This window comes from Micrococcaceae bacterium Sec5.7 (assembly GCA_039636785.1).
Taxonomy (GTDB): Bacteria; Actinomycetota; Actinomycetes; order Actinomycetales; family Micrococcaceae; genus Arthrobacter.
The window spans coordinates 893,450-913,971 of sequence record CP144169.1 but is presented as its reverse complement, the minus strand read 5'-3'; the positions used below and the strand labels follow the sequence as shown (position 1 = coordinate 913,971).

Here is a 20,522-nt window from a genome sequence, read left to right as displayed (position 1 = left end):
GCCACCGACAGGATTGCCTGCACCGTCCCCTCGGTCAGCCCTGCGGCAGGTTCCGGGTGGCGGGACCTTCGAGCAGTTGGCCCTCACTGCTGAACCGGGAACCGTGCAGGGGGCAGTCCCAACTTTTTTCGCTGTCGTTCCAGTGGACGATTCCGCCCAGGTGAGTGCAGACGGCGGACACCTCACAGAGGGCGCCGTTGACCCTTGACTTCGCCACAGGCTTGGCGCCGTCCCGGACCACCACGCCTTCGCCCTCGGCGGGTTCAGCCTTCGGGCCCCGGTTCAGCGCCATCTTGCCCCAGTCCTTGGCCAGGGTGGCCGCCACTCCGGCGTTGAGGGCAGCAGCCGAAGCGACGCCCGGAGGAGAGGTGGCGCGCCGGTGGATGGTGTTGGCCCACGGAAGCTGGCCGCCCAGAATGTCCGCCGAGATCCCCAATGCGGCGGCCACGGCATTGGTCATTCCCCACTTGTTGTAGCCCGTGCCGAAGAAGATACGACCCCGGCCGCGGGGTAGCCGGCCGAAGAAGGGCATGAGGTTGGTGGCCTGATAGTCCTGCGCAGACCAGGTGTGTGTAGCCACCGCACCCGGAAAATGCACGCCCGCCCAATGGAGCACCCCATCCAAGTGCGCCTGTGGGGATCCGGCCCGGCCCGCCGGATGACCGTTGCCGCCGACCAGCAGGAGGCGGCGGCCCTGGAATTCATAGTCCCGCAGCGACCGGGTGGGCTGCTCCACAGAAAGGTACATTCCGGGGGGAGGGGCAAGAGATTCCGGCAGTTCCAAAGCGGCGGCATAGGAACGATGCGGTTTCAGCTTCGCGAAGTACAGGCCGCGGTTCAGGATGGGCGTTCCGGTGGCAAGCACCACCTCCTGGGCGATGACGGATCCGTGATCTGTTTCCACTGCGGCCGGGCCTGTACCGCTGACATCCCTGACGCGCACCCCGGAAACAACGCTCCCGCCGTGCGACCGGATGTCCTCTATCAGCGCGTCAAGAACCTCCATCGGGTTGATCTGGGCCTGGTCGGTCAGACGAAGGGCGCCACTGACGGGGAACGGCAGCCCGGTGTCCCTGACATAGTCCACGTCAAGGCCTGCCGCGGCAGCCGCCGTCATTTCCGATCGGAGAGTCTCGGCACCCCGGGGCGTGGTGGCGTAGGTGAAAGCATCACGGAGCTGGAACGGCACATTGCGGGATTCGAAGTAGCGGATCAGCCATGCCTGCCCCTCCCGGTTGGCCTCAACATAAGCATTGACCATCTTGTGCGGGTACTGATGCGCAAGCGAGGACAGCACTGTGCCTTGAAGCAGGGTGACCTTCGCGGTGGTATTACCCGTGGTGACGGCGCCCGGGGCCCGGGCTTCCAGGACCACCACCTTCTTGCCGGAACGGGCAAGCAGCAGCGCCGTGACCAGGCCGGTGAGCCCGGCGCCTGCAACCACGGTGTCGTAGCGGCTTCCGGGTTGGAATTCGTCAGTGTGGAATGTGTCTTTGCGGTCCAACCAAAGTGAAGTCATGACACTCAACCTGCCCCTGGGCCTTGGCCCCGATGCAGGCGGACCATTTGCAACGGGTCCGGTATGTACTATCCAGAACCCTCACGGATTCGATAAGGATACTTAGGATCCTTGGGTTTAGGAACAGGACTTCTGACCGGCTGGGCTATTTGGCCTGGAAAGCGCCGATCGTCAGCAGTTTAATGTCGGCATTGGTGCAGGCATCCCTGCGCTCGGCGAAGAACAGCGAGGCCGTGTCCTCGGGCGGATAGATCCGGTAGCCGGCCGCGGGCGTCCTGGTGCAGTTCGTGTAATTGCCCGCCTGGGTGTAGCGCAGCACGGCCGTCCCTGCCTGGCCCGGCGCCAGCAGCAGCCCCACCGCGGGGGCGGACTCGTCCCGTTGCGCCGGCGCTCCGATCGGGACGCCGGTGGCGCCCGCCGTCAGGGAGACGCCTGGGAAACCCTTCAGCAGGCACGGAGCGGCGCCGCTGTTGGTCAGGATCAGCTTCATGTAGACGCTGCCGGCGGCCCCGCCGCCCGTGGCGTCCGTGGTGGCGGTCAGGGTGGCGGCCTTGCACCACGCGGGCCCCGCCGGCGCGGAAGAAGCAGACGCTGAAGCAGACGCTGAAGCGGACGACGGCGGCTGGGACGTTGAGGGTGCCGCGACGGAACTGCCGGGGCTGGCAGAAGTCTGCCCCGGCTCGGTGGTTCCCTGGGTCTGCGGCTGGCTTGGACCGCAGGCCGTGAGCAGCAGTGCCAACGCGGCAGCCGCCGTCGTGATTACCAGTCCGTGTCTGATTCGTTGAGGCCTCATGGCTACACCATTGCGTCCGCTGTTGCCCGAGTCAACGATGCCACGAGGGCGGAGCGGGATTTGATGCCCGGATTGTGATGATCCGGGCATCAAATCCGGTGCGCTACTTCGTTGCGGAAACCGGCACAGTGTTTCCGCGGCGGCTGCGGGCGAACGCCGCGCCGCCCAGCGCGAGCCCTCCCACGCCGGCAACCAGGCCGGCCCAGCTGCGTGCTGCAGCGCCGTCGTCGGACACTGCTGGGGCCCGCTCAGCTTCGGCAGGAGCGGCGGAGGCATCGTGGTACTCCGAGGCGGCCACATCGGTGATGGTGACCGACGGTGCGGGGGCCTCGAGCGAGTGCGGATCCTGGCCGGCCTTTGCGATCTGGGACCAGTCGGTCTGGCCCTGCTCGCAGTTCTGCAGCGTGGGGAAGTAGAGCGTGGTCCCCGCGGCGTCCGGCAGCTTCGCGGACAGCACCAGGGCGTCGCGGAGTTCAGGGGACAGCGGGGCCTTGGCAGTGTAGACGATCTTGCTGGTGCGCTTGGTGATGGAGCTGCCGTCGGCGAGTTTCCTGGGCCCGGGCAGCTGCTCGGTCACCTTTTCCACGCTCCAGTTGGGGTTCACCGTGGGCTGGGCGTCGTTGAGCTCGGCGGGAAGGGTGATGGTCACCTTGGTGGTGGCGGACCCGTCACAGCCATGCGGGATGCCGAACGTGAGGAGGGCATGGGAATTGGCGGCGGTCGTATCCGGGGTGACGCCCACGTGCGCGGACGCGCCGGTGGTTCCGGCGAGCATAAGGCCTGCGGTGCCGGCGGCCACGGCTGTGGCGGAGAGAGCGCGGCGGAGGATGGACTTGGTCATTATTGCCTTTCGGCGGCACCCGTTCTGTTCGAAGGCGGAGTGCCGATAAGCGGGGTGGGGGCCGTTACCGCTTTCGGCCAGCGGTACGGGCAGGGTCAGGGAAGCACGACGGCGGAAGGCGGGCCGCGCCGGCTGTCTTGCCTGAGGTTCCGCCAGGGCGGGGGAGTGGCGGCCGCCGGCTGGCCGGTCACCGCTGCTGCCGCAACGGCGTCGGGCTTTACCGCATCCGGCAGCTGGATCAGGGGCCTGAGCCAGGCAGCCAGGGCCCACAGCGCAGTTTCGCCCTTTGCGAGCAGCAGCGCGGTTCCGACGGTGGCCAAGGCATGGGCTGAGAGCATCCACACGGCGGCAACGGAGTCCAGCTGGTGGAGGTGCACGGCGGCGTCCAGCTGGCCTGCCACCGGAAGGCTCCCCGGACCCGTGTGGTGCAGAGAGGGGATGCCGGACGCGGTTGCCGGCACGGAACCGCCCAGGGCCGTGAAGACCTCGTGCAGCACCAGCTGTCCGGCGCCGAGAATTGCCGTCAGGGCAAGGAAGTTGAGTCTGAGACGTGTGGCTGCGGTGGCGGCAAGCCCGGTGAGGACCGCTGCCGCGAGCATGATGCCGGGTGCGGGGAGTTCGCCGCCGCCCACAACGTGGGCGCAGGCCGCAAGCACTACAACGCTTGCCGCCACCACGGAGGACCGGAGGAAATGGAAAGGAACCCGGGCTTGATATGTGTGCACGGAGTCCTCCCTCAAGGCTCGTTGGTGGCGGGCAGGCACTCTGTGGCCGTGGATCAGCTGCCATGGATCAGCGCAGGTGGTCCAGCTCGTCATCTGCCTCCGCGACATCAAAGGCTTTAGGGTCAAGCGTCTCACCGGCGGCCAGTCCGAGCCAATCCCGGATCTCGTCATGTTCCTCGTGGGCGGGGTCGTTGGCAGCCTCAACCTTTTCGGCCCAGCCCCATACTCCTCCACTGTCCTCGGACGGGGCGGCACCGCGGCCGCCTGTGCAGCACGGATAATCCTGACCGTTGACCGTTGGCACGATTTTCTCGAGCGTGGTCGAGCCTGGCGAGACTTCGAACGAATGCAGATGATATCCCTGCCACTCAAAGACGGACTGGATCACCTCATGGAGCTCACTGAGCCGCATGCTGCCGGGCACCAGCACGCGGCGCCAGATGGGCGGCTTTGAACCTTTCAGCTGAATTTTGAGCTGGAAGGCTGTGGCGCCGGCCGTGGGCTTCTTCCTCGGGGGCTTCTTCGCCGCCGGGATTTCTTCCACGCTTCCCACCCTGCTTTGACGCATTTGAATGACGTTCGACGGCGGTTCCGCCGCAACGCGCAGGCGGCCTGAACCGCCGTCGTGGGTACTGTCCCCGAAGTCACCGTGGTCTGCGTCATCCTCGTGGTCGATGAAGGCGCCGAATTCATCGAATTCTTCTTCTGATACGGCCAGGGCGATAGCGGTTGCCAAGCACTGAATGACAACCGGCGGGACGGTGTAGCCTGACGTGGCTTCCACCAAGCCCAGGTCCGCCAGTCCGGCCAACCTTGACTTTGCCCGCTGCGCTGCGAACGCCATGAAGATGTCGCCGCCGTCTTCAGCTTCGGCCGTACGGGGTTGTGGGATCTCCCGCCAGTATCACGCCGGGGCGATCGTTCTCCTGTCGGTCGCTGTCTGCAGGCACTGCCGCGGACTGGACTGTCTGGAGTAGCTTGGCAGCAACGCTGACAGCAATCACAGCCGGAGCCTTACCTGTGATTTCAGGAAGACCAATGGGGCAGCTGATCCAGTCAATATCTGCCTCGGAATGCCCTTCGCCCTTGAGTCGCTGACGGAACCTTGACCACTTGGCTTTGGAACCGATCAGACCCGCTGAGCCCAAATCGTCCCGACGTAGCGCGGCGTCGCACAGCAGAAAGTCCTCGGCATGGTCATGGGTCATGATGAAAACATGCGTGCCAGCAGGTAACTCTCCCAGAACTGAATCTGGAACTGGGCTGTGATGAGAATGCACCTCAGCAACGCCGCCCGTGATGTCTGCAAGCCGCTCAGGCTTCAATTGCTCAGCCCGGCTGTCCACCAGATGAAGATTCAGAGACAGCCTGGAAAGTATCCGAGCCAGCTCATGACCAACATGCCCCATCCCGAAGATGGCAACTGTTGGGCGGGAAAGAAACGGCTCAAGAAGTACGTTAACAACGCCTCCGCAACACTGTTTTCCATGCTCAGTGGCAGCATGCTCATTAAGAGAGAAATCAAGAGCCTCGGGGGAGGCCGTGCCGGATGAGATCATGGCACGAGCCCGGTCCACCACTGTCGCCTCCAGGTTTCCGCCACCAACGCTGCCCCAGAGGGCCTCGGCGCCGATCAACATCTTCGCTCCGGCCTCCCTAGGGGCGTGCCCGCGTACTTCAGTGACGGTTGCCAGAACACCTGGCAGCCCGTCAGAACGCAGTTCTTGCAGCGCTTGCAGCCAGTCCATTTTAGTGAACAGGAACCGGTGAAAGCGTAATCTCAGCAGCGGCCAATGAAGCAGCTGATGAAACAGCAACCGTCTCTGAGGCTGATGAAGAATCCTTGGCCCGCTGAACGGCCCAGAAGATACCCTCTGGGGTGGAAGGGCTAGGAAGTTCTACGGCTCCTTTGCTTGTGCTGAAGGCTGCAACAGCCTCACGCAAAGCCTCGCGAACACTGAAGGCAAGCATGAAAGGTGGCTCGCCCACGGCTTTAGAACCGTACACAACTCCGCTTTCGGTGGCCTGCTCAAAGAGGTGAACATTGAACTCTGCAGGCATCTCAGAGAAGCTCGGCAGTTTATAAGTACTCGCAGACTGAGTAGCAAGGCGCCCACGGTTCGCTCCCTCAGAAACATCCCAGCGGAGTTCCTCAAGAGTCAGCCAGCCGGCACCCTGAACAAAACCGCCTTCGATCTGCCCGACGTCGATCAGCGGCGAAAGGCTATCTCCGACGTCGTGAACAATATCAGTGCGCAACTGACGGTATGCCCCAGTGAAGCCATCCACCTCAACTTCTGAAACCGCAGCACCAAAGGAGAAGTACTTGAACGGCTCACCGTGCATCTTCACCGGATCCCAGTGGAGCCCCTCGGTGCGGTAGAACCCAGCAGCCCACAGCTGGATGCGCTGGAAGTACGCGTCGCGAACCAAATCATTGAAAGCAATTTCCTGATCAGCAATGCTGATGGCAGTGACCTTGCCCTGGGAGAAGCGAATATCGTCAGGGTGCACGTTGAACTTACGGGCAGCGGCTTCAGCTAGGCGAGTGCTGATCTGATCACAAGCATTCTTGATCGCACCACCGTTGAGGTCGGTACCCGAACTCGCGGCAGTTGCCGAGGTGTTGGGCACCTTATCAGTACGAGTTGGAGCCAACTTAACAGCTTCCAAGGGCACCCCAAGAGCTGTAGCGGCAACCTGCCGCATCTTGCTATGCAGACCTTGGCCCATCTCAGTTCCACCGTGGTTGATGAGTACGGAGCCGTCCTTGTAGACGTGCACAAGAGCGCCCGCCTGGTTGAACGCTGAGAAGTTGAAGGAGATGCCGAACTTCACAGGAGTGATGGCCAGGGCACGCTTAGTGTTCGGGTGGGCAGCGTTGAAGGCGGCGATCTGCTCTTTGCGAGCCTCAAGATCGGAACGCTCAACAAGCTGATCCCAGATGGTAACCAAACGCTCAGCATGCCTTACTGGCTGACCGTAAGGAGTGCTCTGGCCAGGTGAGTAAAGATTACGACGGCGCAACTCGGCTGGGTCCAGGCCCAGGAGCGGGGCGCAGCGGCCTAGTAAGTCTTCGATCACGATCATGCCCTGTGGTCCACCGAAGCCACGGTAGGCGGTTTGCGAAGTCTTATTAGTCTTCGCAATCTGACCGTTGACTTTAACATTAGGGATCCAGTACGCATTGTCGATGTGGCACAGTGCGCGGGCCAAAACTGGCTCGGAAAGATCAAGGCTCCAGCCGCCGTCGCTGGTAAGCGTGGCTTTCAATGCCTGGATGTAACCATCCCTATCGAAGCCAACTTCCCAGCTAGCGAGGAAGGGGTGGCGCTTTCCTGTCATGGTGATGTCCTGAGTACGGTTCAGGCGCAGACGTACAGGGCGTCCGGTAAGAGTTGCACCCAAAGCGGCAATAGCTGCAAAACCGTGCGGCTGCATTTCTTTGCCACCGAATGCACCACCCATGCGGACACACTGAACTGTCACCTCATGGCTATTCAAGCCAAGAACGTGAGCCACAATTTCTTGAGTCTCCGAAGGGTGCTGAGTACTTGACTGAACGAAGAGCTGCCCACCCTCATCAACACGAGCGTAAGAGGCATGAGTTTCCAGGTAGAAGTGCTCTTGGCCGCCAAATTCCAGCTCGCCGGTGAAACGGTAAGCAGAAGTCTCAAGGGCTGCATCGGCGTCGCCACGAGTAACTGTGGGCCGGTGGCCTTGGAAACTCTCCGCTGCAATAGCTTCAGGAACAGTGATCAGGGAGGGAAGTACCTCAAAGCCAATGGTGACCGCTTCGGCTCCCAAACGTGCGGCTTCGAGTGTGTCAGCCAAAACCCAGCACACGGCATGGCCATAAAACATGATCTCGCTAGGGAAGAGCGGCTCGTCATGCTTGATGCCCGCGTCGTTAATGCCCGGCACGTCTGCAGCTGTAAGAACTCGGACAACGCCCGGGATCTCTAAAGCTGGCTCAGTGTTCAGCGAGGTGATTTTGGCGTGGGCAACCGTGGCTTGAACAGGCCAGGCATGAAGCACATTCTGATCTTTGTAGAAAAGGTCATCTGTGTAGAGTGCAGCACCGGTGACGTGCTGGGAAGCGCTCTCATGGGAGACGGAAGTTCCAACAACTGGGTTTGCCGGACGATCGGCTAGAGATTTCACTTGCTTACCTCCAAAGTGTTGGCGGACTGTGTTTCCGCATAGAACTTGAGCATTACTTGTCCGAGCATGGTTGAGCGGTACTTGGAGCTGGCTCGGAAGTCATCAATAGGAGTACCTTCAGTGGCCATTGCAGCCGCAGCTTCGGCAGCAATCTCAGGAGTCCACTGCTTGCCAAGAAGAACTTGTTCAGCTATTTGTGCACGGATAGGTGTGGCTGCAACGCCGCCCAAACCGATCTGGATGGAGGTGATAGTGCCTTCATCCAGCTGCATTGCAATACCGATGGCAACGCTGGAGATGTCATCGAAGCGACGCTTAGCGATCTTGTAGAAGGCAGTTTTCTCCGCGAGGGGCAGCGGAATCTGCACGGTGCGGATGATCTCGCCGGGTTGTTTCACCGTCTGGCGGTATCCGGTGAAGTACTCAGAAAGTGGGACCATGCGCTCGCCGTTCGTGGACGCCAGGACCAAGGAAGCGTTCAAAGCAAGCAGCGCCGGAGCTGAATCACCGATAGGGGATCCGGTGCCGAGATTGCCACCAAAGCTTGCGGCGTTGCGGATCAACCGCGAGGCGAACTGGGGGAAGAGTTGGGCCAGCAGCGGCACTGTTCCGGCGAGCCCACGTTCGATTTCAGTGAGGGTCAGGGCGGCGCCGATCTCGATCGAATCGGTGCCAATCTTGAGCTCCCGCAAGGGCTCGAGCCGGTCAATAGCCAGGACCAGCGGAGGCCTGGTGTGCCGGATGTTGACCTCCACGCCGAGGTCGGTAGCACCGGCGACCAGTTTGGACTCAGGGTTCTGAGCGAGACGCTCAAAGAGCTCTTCCATGGTTTGTGGACGGACGAACTGTGCACCATCTGTGGTGATCTGAGTGTGCCGGGCTGCCGGTGCGGGACTGTCCTGACGCTCCAATAGGGGGTCGGTTTCCGCTGGGGCGCCGAGGGCATACGCTGCATCTCGGATGGGCCGGTATCCGGTGCAGCGGCAGAGGTTGCCGCTCAACGCATGCAGGTCGAAGTCGTTGGGACCGCACTCATGGTCGGTTTTGTGCTCCTCGTTAGGCGCTTCTGCCTTTGAGGCGTCCCGCTCGGGGCGGTAGAATTCAGCGGCCATGGAGCAGACGAAGCCCGGGGTGCAGTAACCGCACTGGGATCCTCCGCGGTCAGCCATCTCTCGCTGGACCGGGTGCAGCTCTTCCCTCACATTGGGTCCCGATGCGGTACCGAGGCCCTCGGCGGTGATGATTTCCTGGCCGTCGAACGCCAAGGCAGGAGGCAGGCACGCGTTCACTGATGTCCATCGGCTGCGGTCGGGTCCGTCCGGACGGGCCACCATCACGGCACAGGCACCGCATTCGCCTTCGGCGCAGCCTTCCTTGGAGCCGGTGAGCCCTTCTGACCGCAACCAGTCGAGCAGCCGGACGTGCGGGCTCACCCCATCGCAGCCCCGGACCTTACCGTTGACCGTTACTTTGATACCATCCATGATTTGCCCTCCTCAGCGTCCCCCTTACTTTAAGAGGACCTCTCAGCTAGTTTCTTGCGTTAGCTTTGTGGTGTACAGCGGCGGTTCTGCTTGGTATCAGTCGTACGTGACCCGTAACACACGGGAAACTCTACACGATTATGGAAGATAATTTCCATAATCCGGATATGACTCGTGCCGTGACGGCAAGTTGCCATAGCACCAGCATTGCTGGCCTGCAGTACGGCTAGCGATCGGGGCTTGCAGCAGGGGTACCCCCGGTAACTGCGGAGGCGCGCTCTGTTTCTATGCGGTCGGCTCCAGGCGGACAACAACGGACTTCGACGCCGGGGTGTTGCTTCCTTCCGCCACGCTTCCAGCGGGTCGAGGCGGTTCGCCTCCGGGAAGTAGGCCGCCGCGCATCCTCGCGCGGTCGGGTAGGCGATTACACGGAAGTTCTCCACGGAGCGATCTGCGTCATCGTGCCATTCACGGTGATGTTGACGAAGTCGCCATCGGCGATGCCCAGTTCGGCGAGATCATCGGGGTTGAGGAAGATGACCTGGCGGCCCTTCTTGATACCGCGGTAGCGGTCGTTGAGGCTATAGATCGTCGTGTTGCGCAGGACCCTTGCTTCTGCCGGACAGCTGCCGCTGCGGGTGACCGGGCATTGGCTCATCAGCCCGTCCGCGACAACTGCGGATGCCCCTGGGCAGGTTGAGCGGCCCATTGCCCTGAACAGGGAAGTCAACGGCCCCTGGTTGCGGATCGCCGGCATCAAACTCGTGGTGGACGGGGTGATCGACAGCTGCACCGCGGCCATGAAGGAGCCCTATGCCGACGGCAGCGTAGCCGGCCTGATCTGGGAGCTGGAGGCCCTGATTCCCGTGGGTACGGCGGCTGATGCCGCCGGACTTCAGATCGCCATGCATGCGATCGGGGACGAAGCGTCCCAGGTGGCCCTTGATTCGCTGGAGCATGCTTACCGGATCAATGGGGACCGCCACCGCCGCCACCGCATGGAGCATCTGGAGACCATCACCCGGGAAAACATCACCAGGCTTGCAGCTTGGGTGTTGTCGCCTCCATGCAACCCGTGCACTCGGATCCGGCCATTCAGGGAAACTGGCAGGCGATGTTGGGCGATCACCGGACGGAGCGGGCCTACCCGTGGACCGAGTTCACCGAGGCCGGGGCCACCTTGGCCCTCGGCACGGACGCGCCGACGGCGCCGCATCCGCCCTGCCGAACATGTACATCGCCACCACGCGAAAGTCCGCACTTGACCCGAGCCTCCCCGCAAACATCCCGGCGTATGCCCTGGGGCTGGGTGATGCGCTCTGCCACGCAACCCGTGATGCGGCGTTCTCCTGCGGAATGGAGCGGGATATGGGCAGGCTTGCCGCCGGGCTATACGCAGATTTCGTCGTGCTGGATGCGGATCCGTTCGCGGCAGGACTTGAATCCCTGCTGACTACTTCGGTGTCTATGACGGTGGTGGGCGGGCAGAGGAGATACGTGGCGTGAAACTCTGCAGCGGACGCCCTGGCGGATGAATGCGGTTTGGATGAATGCAGTCCTGATTGGCGCTCTTGGCCAATCAGGACCGGGCGAACCGCCGGAATGTGGCTGGCGGCGGTGGGGGAACGTTCAGCGGATCCGTTCCCGGACGCCGGCGGCGCAGTTCCAAGGCCAGGCTTTCCTGCCCCCTGGCCATGGCCCAATGGTGGTTAGCGGAAAACGCCGGTTTCATGAGCCAGCTCAGGCGCCGCAGGAGGGGCTTGGCAGCGCTGACCCGCCAGTCGTAGGTGATCACGGTTTCCGGCCCGTCCTGTGCGAATGTCCAGCGGCCTGTTCCGTTCAGGTCGCCGGCGGCTGTGAGCGCGAAGCCCCGGTTCGTGACCGGTTCGGTGGTGGTGAGTGTCCACCGCAGTGTGTAGGGCAGCCAGCCCTTGGTATAGAGATCGACAACCTTGCCGGAGCCGTCCGGGGCTCCCGGGATGACGCCTTGCACGCTGAGATAGACAGAGGGCCACCATCGGGACAGCGTCGTGGCATCGCCCAGGATCGCCGCAACCTCATCAACAGTCCCCGCAACGCGCCACACGGTCACGAACTCGTAGTCGCTGCTGCCCATGTCATCCACCGATCAGTGCGTCCGGTTTGGTCGGAACGATGCCTCAAACCGTACTCACGGAGGCGGGGCCGGTCAACAGTTCCGTAGTCCGGCTCAGTTCCTGGTGGACCGGTCATCCCACAAATCGGTCCCGGGCGGCGGTTCGTTATTTATCCGGATGCGGCTGGGTGACGTTCGACGGCGGTGCGTTGACGCGCCGGGTGCCCGCACCACCGGTGGCCACGCCGTCGTCGTCCCTTACATCCTCAATCCCCCGGAGTGACGGGGGATCCTCGAAGTCCTCCGGATCATAACCCTCCGCCGACAACAGGACCTCGGCGATGGCTGGAACGAGGCTTTGGACGACCACCGGGGTAACCGTGTAGTGGCTGTCGACTCTCACCAGGCCAAAATCGGCTAGGGCTGCCAGCTTCGACCGCGCTCGCAGAGCCGAGAACGCCAGGAAAATGTCGCCGGTATTCCCACTCGTTGCCAGCTCTGTGAGTTCCTCAACTTCCATGGGATCGGCGGTGGCACCTTTCGCGAGGATCACCGCGAGGACGCCATCCAGCTCAGGCTCCTGTCCGGACCAGCTGCTGTCCGTGTCGGTAACTGCATCGGCGAGCAAGGCAGTAGTGAACTCGCACCGGATCTCCAGCCTGTCCGCGATGTCCTGACCGTTCCACAGATCTGCCCCCGGGCCGGGTGTGGCGCGGGTTGAGCCGAGGGTGATGATTCCCGACCTGACCAGGGCTGCCCAGACGTCGCTCAACACCGGTACGTCGTGCATGGTCCCGACTTCCAAGAGGGCGCCCTGATGGCCCCCTTCCTCTTCTGCATCGTGGAAGGCCAGGCCTGCCGGACGTCGCGGAGCACGCTTTCCCACGGCCTGTACGCCCACTGCTGCGGCGGCTTCCGCAATGTCCTTCAGCCGGAGGACACCGGTGCTGGTCACTTCCTTGCCGGCGCCGATCCATTCCAGCAAGCATGTGGCCCGCTGTATCAGCGGCAGTCCGGCAAAGGCCTGATCCTGATCCTGTTGGCTGAGGTCGGGCACCTGGAAATCCGGAATACGTTGGAATTCAGAGATTGACTCGCCCGTCAGGAAGTCGTGGATATCGTTGTACTCGGCGTCCGTGCCGCTCCAGTGGCCAGATTCTTTGAGGTAGTCCACGTAGACATGAAGAGTGTCGTAGAGATCGTCCAGTGCATCCTCCCCGTCGTTTTCAATCAGAGTGCCAGCGATGGTTTCGGCAGCGTCCTCGAGCCCGGCCAGTTCCAGTTTCGTGGCCCAGCTTCGATCGGTGAGCGCATGCGTGGTGGTGATGAAGAGCTTGACCACCTCAAGGCAATCAAGGGCATCGGACGCATCACCGAAGGTGCCTTCGTACCACCTGACAAAATCGCCGGTGAGTGAGTCCACCACACGATGGTTCAACACAAGCTGTAGTGGCATCCTGGGCGCCGACGGGACGGCGCTCAAGTGACGGTTGCCCTTGTTTTTTGGCTTGTTTGTTCTCGTGGCCACGGTGATCCCTCCGATGGTGGCGGGCGGTGCAGAAGCAGTTGCTGTCGCAACGAAGCAAGCGACTGCAAGAAGCCTACAATCTTCGAGGCCGGGGCGGCACACATCTGTGGCAAAGCCATTCGGCGGGGTCTGTACGGCCACCATGTCCGGCACTAAACTGCTGGCGTAAGTCGCCAACCCACCTCAGGGAGAACATCATGAACTACTCAGGGACTGGCAACGAGAAAGCAACTCCCGCCAGCGAGCTCAACCGGACTCATGTAGGGCAGACCGTCAGCTTCGAGCCGGATGAATTCACGCTGGTTTTCGGACGGATCGTGGCCATTGCACGCAAGGAAGGCGGAGTAACCATTGCCCTTGACGGGGTGGATGGCACCGGTGGCCTGCGGTCCAGCTACAGCGTTCCACCAACCCGGATCGTCTACATTCAGCCGGACATGCTGACCAACACGGAATCCACTATCAAGGACCTCTTCGGCAAGGTCCAGGACAACCTGCGTGGACACAAGGGCGATCCAAAGCCGGACACGCTGTAGGTCCGGGCAAAGCAAAGGTCACTGCTTGCCTTGTGAACAAGGGGAAGCAGTGGCACGCCGCATCACAACAGGTTGCGCTCAAAGTGCGCTCCCGGGACTGAACTGCAAACACAAAAGGCGCCTACTTCGCTGTGTTATCAACGATGTAGACGCCTTCTGATTTCGCGGTGACGGTGGGATTTGAACCCACGTTGGCTTTGACACCAAACAACATTTCGAGTGTTGCACCTTCGGCCGCTCGGACACGTCACCAACCTGAATAGGTTACCGGAGCAGGGCGCGCATCCCCAAAACGGCAGCCTCTTCCCCGCGCGCACATCCGGGCATTAGATTCGTCAGCAAGATGACTATTTCCCAGCAACGTCCCCAGGCAACAGCGTATTGGACTACGGGTCCGGATCAAGGCGAGCTCAGAACTGAGGATCTCCCTCCCCCGGGGCCGGACGAAGCATTGGTCTGTACCCTCTACTCAGGCATCAGCAAAGGCACGGAAATCGTGGTCCACACCGGATGCGTACCGCCCAGGGTGGCAGAGGAAATGCGGGCGCCGCACCAGGAAGGCTCCTTCCCCTCACCGGTGAAGTTCGGCTACCTTTCCGTGGGCGTTGTGGAGCAGGGCCCGGAAAGCTGGGCAGGCCACACTGTTTTCTGCCTGCACCCGCATCAGGACCGCTACGTTGTTTCCATCAACGACCTCACAAGAATTCCCGACGGCGTCCCGGCCCGCCGCGCGGTGCTCACCGGAACCGTGGAGACCGCCGTTAACGCCCTGTGGGAGGCCGGCCCGCGGTTGGGAGACAGGATCGCCGTGATCGGCGCCGGACTGGTGGGCGGCATGGTGGCCACGCTCGTGCGGACCTTCCCGCTGGCGAGACTTCAGCTGGTGGACGTGGACCCTGGCCGCAAAGAGCTCGCCGACGTTATCGGTGTTGACTTCGCCCACCCGGACGATGCCCTGCCCGACTGCGACATCGTGTTCCACTGCTCGGCATCGCAGGAAGGGCTGGAACGCAGCCTGCAGCTGGTGGGCGATGAAGGGGACATCATCGAAATGTCCTGGTACGCCGACAATAAAGTCACCCTGCCGCTGGGGGAGGACTTCCACGCCCGCCGGCTTTCGATCCGCGCCAGCCAGGTGGGCGTTGTGGCCCGGGCACGGCGGCACCGGCGGACCAACGCGGACCGCCTGGACCTGGCCGTCTCGCTGCTGAAGGACCCGGTTTTTGACGTATTCCTGACCGGCGAAACGCCCTTTGCCGACTTGCCGGACGTTGTGCAGCAACTGGCAGACGGCGAGCTTGAAGCCCTGTGCCATGTGATCGCCTACCCCCGGCCCGCCGCATCCCAGCCCACCTACCCCCGGCCCGCCGAAGACAAGAGGTAACCGGTGTTCAGCCTGACCGTCCGCCGTCACTTTATGATCGCCCACAGCCTTCCGCGGGAGGCCTTCGGCCCGGCCCAGGGACTGCACGGGGCGACCTTCGTCGCGGAGGTGTCGTTCCGCCGTCGGGTTCTCAATGAGAACGCGATTGTGCTGGACATCGGCGAGGCCGGTGAGATCGTGGATGGAATTCTGGCTGGCCTCAACTACAGCAATCTGGACGAGCACCCGGATTTTGCCGGCAAGCTGAGCACCACCGAGGCGCTGGCTGAATACATCGCCAGTGCTGTTGCTGCCCGGATCAGAGAGGGCGACGACGGCCGTGAACTCGCCGGGCTGGCCGTCACCCTGCGCGAGACCCCGGACGCCTGGGCTTCCTGCTCGCTCGACTTCACCGCCCCGTAGCGCGATCCGTGTCCCGCCCTGTGACCCAGCCCGTGCGCCGCATCAGGCTCCTGGTCCCGGCCAACGTGCGCCACAAGTCCGGCGGCAACGTCTACAACTCCCGCCTGGCACGCGAACTGGCCACGCTGGGCGCCGTAGTGGAGCTGCTCCCGGTGGAGGGTACCTGGCCACGTGCCAGTGAAGACGAACGACGGCGGCTGGCCGGGGTTCTGGGGGCAGCGGGCGCCCAGCCGGGGGACACCAATGCCCGGGGTACCAATGCCCGCGCCGATGCCACGACGACCGTGACGGGGAACGCCGTGACAATCGTGGACGGGCTGATCGCCTGCGGGGCCCCCGATGAGCTGGAGGACGCAGCCGTCGCCGGGCACCCCGTGTGGATTCTGCTGCACATGCCGCTCGCCGAACACCCCCGGCTGGAGGCCCGCGCCCTCCGCGCAGCGGCCGGGGTGATCTGCACCAGTTCCTCAGCAAGCGCGAGGATCACCAAACGGCACGACATCCACGGTGTCAGCGTGGCGCTCCCCGGCACTGACCCAGCTGCGCTGGCGGCCGGCTCGGACCCGCCGCACCTGGTTGCCGTGGCCGCGCTACTGCCCAACAAGGACCAGCTGTTGACCATCGCCGCGCTGGCCCGGCTGACAGACCTGCCCTGGACGGCGGCGTTGGTGGGCTCTGACTCGGCCGATCCTGGCTACGCCGGGCTGATCCGCGCCGCCATCGGGCACCATGGGCTGCAGGACCGGGTCCGGATCACCGGCCAGCTGACGGGCAACAGGCTGGAGGAGGAGTGGGGCGCAGCCGATCTCAGCCTGCTGGTATCAAAGGCGGAGACGTTCGGCCTGGTGGTGACCGAATCCATTGCCCGCGGTATCCCGGTGGTGGTCCGGGGCGGCACCGGTGCAGTGGAAGCGCTCGCGCTCGCAGGCGCAGCGGGCCCAACAGCAGAGGCGGGGGAGAGGGCAGGTGAGAATCAAGCGTGGCCGGGTGCCGCCGTCGTACTCGATACGGATCCGGCCCCGCTCGCGGCACTGCTGCGCCGCTGGCTGACTGAGCCGGACATCCGTGACGGCTGGCGGCTGGCTGCCGTTCGAGGCCGGGAGCGCCTGCCCCGCTGGGACGCGACGGCACGGCGGGTGCTGGAAATCGTGGCCGGAGGCAGGCCGGACGCTACCGCAGCGGGTCCGGCTGATAGACAATGAGCCCATGACTACCTACGCGTCGTCCGCCGGAAGCTCCAGGACGGGAAGCCTCAACGCCGAGACCCTCACCGCCGGGTTGCTCCGGGCGTGGGCCTGGCACAAGCAGGGCCTGGATGGCTCGCTGGCCGGAGCCACCACCGAAGAGGTGTTCGCCGGTGCCGGCTGGGCACGCTCCGTAGGTGGCGCCAACCCGTACCTCACCGTCTTTGCCCGCGCCGGAATCCGCCGCGCTCAGGTGGATTCGGACCTCCTCTCGGTGAAAATCCACGAGCTTCCCACCGCCCGCGGCTGCACCTACGTGCTGGGTCAGGGCGATTACCCCTGGGCGCTCCAGCTCGGCAAGGACGCCGCCGAGGTGACTGTCAAAGTGCTCGGCAAGCTGGGCGTGGACCGCGGCGAAATCACCCTCCTCGAGGAGCAGGTGCTGCACACGCTGGCCGAGGCATCCGGGCCCATGGACCCCAAGCAGCTCAAGGACGAGCTCGGCGAGTCCGTCCGCAGCCTGGGTGAGGAAGGCAAGAAGAAAGGCGCCTCCACCACACTGCCCACCGCGCTGGGCCTGCTGCAGACCGATGGCAGGATCCGCCGCGTCCCCGTCAACGGCCGCCTCGACCAGCAGCGCTACGCCTACACCCTGTGGGGGCTTCCGACCAGCGGGCTCGACGCCGACGCCGCCCGCGCCGAACTGGCCCGCAGGTACCTCGGCTGGACGGGCGGAGCCACGCTCAAGCAGTCGCAGTGGTTCACGGGGTTCACCGTAGCCCAGAGCAAGGCGGCTTTTGACGCCGCGGGCGCCGTTGAGGTCCCCACGGCCGTGCCCACCGCCGGGGGCGAAGCGCTGTGGATGCTGCCCGACGACGTCGAACGCCTCGCTGCTTTCGAGGTACCTGGGGAGGAACAGATTCAGCTGCTGGCCGGGACGGATTCGCTCGTGCTGCAGCGCCGGAACTCAGGTGACATGTTTGCCGAGGAGGACAAGGGCAAAAAGGTGTTGGATTCAACCCTGGCGCTGCAGGCGGATCTGTCGGACCACCCCATCTTTGACCGTGGCCGGATCATCGGGCTGTGGCAGTACGATCCCGGCAAGGGACGGATTGCCTACTGGCTGTTCGGCGGGCCCACTCCGGCCGTGACGCTGCGGATTGCCGAAGTGGAGGCATGGATCCGGGATGACCTGGGCGATTTCCGCTCGTTCAGCCTGGATTCACCGGCATCACGTCAGAAGCGGATCGATGCCCTGGACTCCGCCAATTCATCGAGGTGATACTTCGCGCCCATGATTTTGAAAAACTTGGGCTCGAAGTCTCACCTCGGCGGAATGAAACCGCATTAGGTGCTCCGGTGGCAGGCGAAGAAGGCCCTTAACAGCGCGGCGCATTCTTCTTCCCGCACGCCCGAGTAGACCTCCACCCAGTGGTTGAGGCGGCGCTCGCGGAGGACGTCAAACACCGATCCGGCGGCGCCCGCTTTCTCATCCCAGGCGCCGAACACCAGCCGCGGAATCCGGGCCAGCACAATGGCCCCGGCGCACATGGCGCACGGTTCAAGTGTCACCACCAGAGTGCAGTCCTCCAGCCGCCAGCCATCACCGCGGCTGCCTTCCGCCGCTGAAAGCGCGCGCAACCCGGCCGCCGCCTGGCGGATGGCCACCATCTCGGCGTGGGCGGTGGGGTCTCCGTGCGCTTCCCGTTCGTTGCGGCCGGCACCCAGCACCGCGCCGTCGGGCCCTATCACCACGGCGCCGATCGGCACGTCCTCGGTGGCCAGCGCCCGCCGCGCCTCGGCGAGGGCGCGGCCCATCCATTGAATGTGCTGCTCATCTGCGGGGGCCATGGCTCAATGATAGTTTCGACCTTGAGGTAGCCGTTGAACACAGAACAGCAGATGAGCCGGGAGTCGACGTGAAATCCATTGCTGAGCGTTGGGGGCGTTGGGTGGTTCCGTACGCCGCCCTCTGGATCACTCTGCTGGTGGGCGGGGCGATCGTGGTGGCGCTGGCACTCATGGGCGCTGAAGTCTACGACAACGTGGTTGACGACGCAGGCCTGGCCAGCCTGGACAAACCCGCTCTCTCGCTCGCCGAGCAACTGCGGAGTCCGGGCCTGAACGCAGCCGTGACGGCCTTCACCAACATTGGCGGCGGGGTCGGCATGCCCATCCTGGCGAGCATCCTGACGGCCTGGCTCACATTTGCCAGCCGGACCTGGCGCCCCATCATCCTGGTGGGCGGCGCCGCGGCAGTGTCGGTAACAGCAACGACCTTGGGCAAGGGGCTTGTAGGCCGCACCCGCCCGGACCACGCGGATGCCGTGGCGCCGTACGAATCCTCACCGTCTTTCCCCAGCGGCCACACGCTTAATACAACTGTCGTGATCGGCGTAGTGGTGTATCTGGCGTGCCTGCAACTCCAACGGACGGCCACCCGCGTGGCCATCATCGCCGCGGGTGCCGTATTTGTGCTGGCCATGGGTCTTAGCAGGGTGTTCCTGGGGCACCACTGGATGACCGACGTCATAGCAGCATGGCTCCTTGGACTGGCCTGGCTGGGCATCGTGATTCTGGGCCACCGGCTCTTCCATCTCGCCCGCCGCAAGGAACATGCCGGCCCGGCGCCCACCTTTGATCACCCGGCCGTCCGGAAGGACCCGGGCACAACGGACGCAGGCGCCCGGGACCCAGGGAATAACGCTTCAGCCGGGTGATAGTTTTGACCCATGCGCACACTCGTCGTGGACCACCCGCTGGTCGCCCACAAGCTCACTGTTCTCCGGGACAAAAACACTCCGTCCCCGGTCTTCCGCCAGCTCACCGAGGAGCTCGTCACGCTGCTCGCCTATGAGGCCACGCGCGACGTCCGCACCCAGCCGGTCACGATCGAGACCCCCGTCGCCACCACCATCGGCACCGCGTTCACCAAGCCCACGCCGCTGGTGGTTCCCATCCTGCGGGCCGGGCTTGGCATGCTGGAAGGCATGACCAAGCTGGTCCCCACCGCAGAGGTGGGCTTCCTTGGCATGGCCCGGGACGAGGAAACCCTGGACATCATCACCTACGCGGAGCGCCTTCCGGAGAACCTCACGGACCGGCAGATCTTCGTGCTGGACCCCATGCTGGCTACCGGCGGCACCCTGCGCGAGGCCATCAAATTCCTCTTCAAACGCGGTGCCTCCGACGTCACCTGCATCTGCCTGTTGGCTGCTCCGGAAGGACTTGCCAAGCTGGAGGAAGAGCTCTCCGACGCCAACGTCACCATTGTGCTGGCCTCGATCGACGAGAAACTCAACGAGAAGTCCTACATTGTGCCGGGTCTTGGCGATGCGGGAGACCGCCTCTACGGCATTGCCGGCTAGCTGATACGCCAGCAGCCATCCGAGTTCTAGCCTTTCGTTTTTTCCGGGTCGAAGCTAGCCTGTGTCCATGGACTGGAAACTTGAACTTGTGTTTGTCCCCGTGTCCGATGTGGACCGCGCCAAGGATTTCTACGTCAACAAAGTGGGCTTCAACGCCGACTACGACGAGCGGCCCAGCGATGGCATCCGCTTTGTCCAACTGACTCCACCGGGCTCCGGCTGCTCCATCTGCATCGGCGAAGGCCTCAACGACGCCCCTCCCGGCACTGCTCCCAGCCTGCAGCTTGTGGTAAGCGACATCCAGGCCGCGCACGCCCAGCTGAAGGCCAACGGTGTGGACGTCAGCGGCGTCGACGTCCAGGACTGGGGCCACTTCGTCTATTTCGCCGATCCGGACGGCAACAAATGGGCCGTGCAGCACATTCCGAGCCGGCCAAACGGCTAGGACTGACCCCGTACGGGTTGTACCGCAGGCCGGCGGTACGGGCAGGATAGGTGG

Annotated in this window: 20 protein-coding genes, 1 tRNA gene and 1 pseudogene; 9 read left to right on the top strand and 13 right to left on the bottom strand. The window is 63.7% G+C overall.

All coding sequences use genetic code 11. The annotated features are described in order from the left end of the window. Positions 1–34: 34 nt before the first annotated feature. The 9 genes and pseudogenes from V3C33_04205 to V3C33_04165 all read right to left on the bottom strand — a co-directional run bounded on the left by V3C33_04205 (position 35) and on the right by V3C33_04165 (position 10,124). Complete coding sequence (locus V3C33_04205; protein XAS68519.1) at positions 35–1,519, bottom strand: FAD-dependent oxidoreductase; 1,485 nt, start codon at positions 1,517–1,519, stop codon at positions 35–37. A gap of 145 nt (positions 1,520–1,664) precedes the next feature. Beyond that, positions 1,665–2,312 carry a DUF4232 domain-containing protein gene (locus V3C33_04200; GenBank protein XAS68518.1) on the bottom strand — a complete coding sequence of 216 codons (648 nt, stop codon included), beginning with the start codon at positions 2,310–2,312 and terminating at the stop codon, positions 1,665–1,667. Between the two features lie 103 nt (positions 2,313–2,415). Further along, positions 2,416–3,153, bottom strand: coding sequence for a YcnI family protein (locus V3C33_04195; GenBank protein ID XAS68517.1), 738 nt, complete (start codon positions 3,151–3,153; stop codon positions 2,416–2,418). 95 nt (positions 3,154–3,248) lie between these two features. Beyond that, on the bottom strand, positions 3,249–3,878 hold the full coding sequence (locus tag V3C33_04190; GenBank protein ID XAS68516.1) for a hypothetical protein: 630 nt from the start codon (positions 3,876–3,878) through the stop codon (positions 3,249–3,251). Positions 3,879–3,945: 67 nt separating this feature from the next. Then, complete coding sequence (locus V3C33_04185; GenBank protein XAS68515.1) at positions 3,946–4,614, bottom strand: plasmid pRiA4b ORF-3 family protein; 669 nt, start codon at positions 4,612–4,614, stop codon at positions 3,946–3,948. 127 nt (positions 4,615–4,741) lie between these two features. Continuing rightward, positions 4,742–5,626 carry a xanthine dehydrogenase accessory protein XdhC gene (gene xdhC / locus V3C33_04180; GenBank protein XAS68514.1) on the bottom strand — a complete coding sequence of 295 codons (885 nt, stop codon included), beginning with the start codon at positions 5,624–5,626 and terminating at the stop codon, positions 4,742–4,744. Position 5,627: 1 nt separating this feature from the next. Beyond that, positions 5,628–8,042 carry a xanthine dehydrogenase molybdopterin binding subunit gene (gene xdhB, locus V3C33_04175; GenBank protein ID XAS68513.1) on the bottom strand — a complete coding sequence of 805 codons (2,415 nt, stop codon included), beginning with the start codon at positions 8,040–8,042 and terminating at the stop codon, positions 5,628–5,630. Further along, positions 8,039–9,526 carry an FAD binding domain-containing protein gene (locus V3C33_04170; protein XAS68512.1) on the bottom strand — a complete coding sequence of 496 codons (1,488 nt, stop codon included), beginning with the start codon at positions 9,524–9,526 and terminating at the stop codon, positions 8,039–8,041. The genes xdhB and V3C33_04170 overlap by 4 nt, the downstream gene beginning before the upstream one ends. Before the next feature lie 285 nt (positions 9,527–9,811). Further along, positions 9,812–10,124 (bottom strand): annotated as a pseudogene (locus V3C33_04165) (hypothetical protein). A 551-nt stretch (positions 10,125–10,675) separates the two neighbouring features. Here V3C33_04165 and V3C33_04160 point away from each other — a divergent pair. Then, positions 10,676–11,032 (top strand): amidohydrolase family protein, encoded by a 357-nt coding sequence (locus tag V3C33_04160; protein ID XAS68511.1) that lies wholly within the window; start codon positions 10,676–10,678, stop codon positions 11,030–11,032. A 73-nt stretch (positions 11,033–11,105) separates the two neighbouring features. Here V3C33_04160 and V3C33_04155 read toward each other — a convergent pair whose 3' ends face one another. Further along, complete coding sequence (locus tag V3C33_04155) at positions 11,106–11,642, bottom strand: SRPBCC family protein (GenBank protein ID XAS68510.1); 537 nt, start codon at positions 11,640–11,642, stop codon at positions 11,106–11,108. 145 nt (positions 11,643–11,787) lie between these two features. Then, the gene (locus V3C33_04150; GenBank protein ID XAS68509.1) at positions 11,788–13,044 is read right to left on the bottom strand and encodes a hypothetical protein; all 1,257 of its coding nucleotides are present in this window, start codon (positions 13,042–13,044) and stop codon (positions 11,788–11,790) included. A 302-nt stretch (positions 13,045–13,346) separates the two neighbouring features. Here V3C33_04150 and V3C33_04145 point away from each other — a divergent pair, with 302 nt between their 5' ends. Further along, entirely contained in the window at positions 13,347–13,685 is a 339-nt protein-coding gene (locus V3C33_04145) for a hypothetical protein (protein ID XAS68508.1), read from the top strand. A 165-nt stretch (positions 13,686–13,850) separates the two neighbouring features. On the opposite strand, the gene V3C33_04140 is transcribed toward V3C33_04145, so the two are convergent. Continuing rightward, positions 13,851–13,937, bottom strand: a tRNA-Ser gene (locus tag V3C33_04140). 91 nt (positions 13,938–14,028) lie between these two features. On the opposite strand from V3C33_04140, the gene V3C33_04135 reads away from it, so the two are divergent. Genes V3C33_04135 through V3C33_04120 form a run of 4 tightly spaced genes read left to right on the top strand, consistent with a single transcriptional unit; the run spans position 14,029 to position 17,937 of the window. Then, on the top strand, positions 14,029–15,069 hold the full coding sequence (locus V3C33_04135) for a zinc-binding alcohol dehydrogenase (GenBank protein ID XAS68507.1): 1,041 nt from the start codon (positions 14,029–14,031) through the stop codon (positions 15,067–15,069). A gap of 3 nt (positions 15,070–15,072) precedes the next feature. Beyond that, a complete protein-coding gene (locus tag V3C33_04130) occupies positions 15,073–15,471 on the top strand; it encodes a 6-carboxytetrahydropterin synthase (GenBank protein ID XAS68506.1) in 399 nt (132 codons plus the stop codon). Between the two features lie 8 nt (positions 15,472–15,479). Then, positions 15,480–16,673 carry a glycosyltransferase family 4 protein gene (locus V3C33_04125; GenBank protein ID XAS68505.1) on the top strand — a complete coding sequence of 398 codons (1,194 nt, stop codon included), beginning with the start codon at positions 15,480–15,482 and terminating at the stop codon, positions 16,671–16,673. A gap of 4 nt (positions 16,674–16,677) precedes the next feature. Then, on the top strand, positions 16,678–17,937 hold the full coding sequence (locus V3C33_04120) for a crosslink repair DNA glycosylase YcaQ family protein (GenBank protein ID XAS68504.1): 1,260 nt from the start codon (positions 16,678–16,680) through the stop codon (positions 17,935–17,937). Between the two features lie 65 nt (positions 17,938–18,002). Here the strand turns inward: V3C33_04120 and tadA are convergent, their stop codons facing one another. Further along, positions 18,003–18,506 (bottom strand): tRNA adenosine(34) deaminase TadA, encoded by a 504-nt coding sequence (gene tadA / locus V3C33_04115; protein ID XAS68503.1) that lies wholly within the window; start codon positions 18,504–18,506, stop codon positions 18,003–18,005. 68 nt (positions 18,507–18,574) lie between these two features. Here tadA and V3C33_04110 point away from each other — a divergent pair, with 68 nt between their 5' ends. The 3 genes from V3C33_04110 to V3C33_04100 all read left to right on the top strand — a co-directional run bounded on the left by V3C33_04110 (position 18,575) and on the right by V3C33_04100 (position 20,468). Then, entirely contained in the window at positions 18,575–19,375 is an 801-nt protein-coding gene (locus tag V3C33_04110) for a phosphatase PAP2 family protein (protein XAS68502.1), read from the top strand. A 12-nt stretch (positions 19,376–19,387) separates the two neighbouring features. Continuing rightward, positions 19,388–20,023: a uracil phosphoribosyltransferase gene (upp, locus tag V3C33_04105; GenBank protein ID XAS68501.1), complete on the top strand. Its 636-nt coding sequence runs from the start codon at positions 19,388–19,390 to the stop codon at positions 20,021–20,023. 67 nt (positions 20,024–20,090) lie between these two features. Further along, a complete protein-coding gene (locus V3C33_04100) occupies positions 20,091–20,468 on the top strand; it encodes a glyoxalase superfamily protein (protein ID XAS68500.1) in 378 nt (125 codons plus the stop codon). Positions 20,469–20,522: the final 54 nt, after the last annotated feature.

What these genes read in the sequence shown, in the direction of transcription:
- V3C33_04120 (XAS68504.1), top strand. Translation starts at nt 16,678, where the DNA reads ATGACTACCTACGCGTCGTCCGCCGGAAGCTCCAGGACGGGAAGCCTC.
- xdhC (XAS68514.1), bottom strand. Translation starts at nt 5,626, where the DNA reads ATGGACTGGCTGCAAGCGCTGCAAGAACTGCGTTCTGACGGGCTGCCA.
- V3C33_04195 (XAS68517.1), bottom strand. Translation starts at nt 3,153, where the DNA reads ATGACCAAGTCCATCCTCCGCCGCGCTCTCTCCGCCACAGCCGTGGCC.
- V3C33_04135 (XAS68507.1), top strand. Translation starts at nt 14,029, where the DNA reads ATGACTATTTCCCAGCAACGTCCCCAGGCAACAGCGTATTGGACTACG.
- V3C33_04170 (XAS68512.1), bottom strand. Translation starts at nt 9,526, where the DNA reads ATGGATGGTATCAAAGTAACGGTCAACGGTAAGGTCCGGGGCTGCGAT.
- upp (XAS68501.1), top strand. Translation starts at nt 19,388, where the DNA reads ATGCGCACACTCGTCGTGGACCACCCGCTGGTCGCCCACAAGCTCACT.
- V3C33_04205 (XAS68519.1), bottom strand. Translation starts at nt 1,519, where the DNA reads ATGACTTCACTTTGGTTGGACCGCAAAGACACATTCCACACTGACGAA.
- V3C33_04200 (XAS68518.1), bottom strand. Translation starts at nt 2,312, where the DNA reads ATGAGGCCTCAACGAATCAGACACGGACTGGTAATCACGACGGCGGCT.
- tadA (XAS68503.1), bottom strand. Translation starts at nt 18,506, where the DNA reads ATGGCCCCCGCAGATGAGCAGCACATTCAATGGATGGGCCGCGCCCTC.
- V3C33_04155 (XAS68510.1), bottom strand. Translation starts at nt 11,642, where the DNA reads ATGGGCAGCAGCGACTACGAGTTCGTGACCGTGTGGCGCGTTGCGGGG.
- V3C33_04100 (XAS68500.1), top strand. Translation starts at nt 20,091, where the DNA reads ATGGACTGGAAACTTGAACTTGTGTTTGTCCCCGTGTCCGATGTGGAC.
- V3C33_04145 (XAS68508.1), top strand. Translation starts at nt 13,347, where the DNA reads ATGAACTACTCAGGGACTGGCAACGAGAAAGCAACTCCCGCCAGCGAG.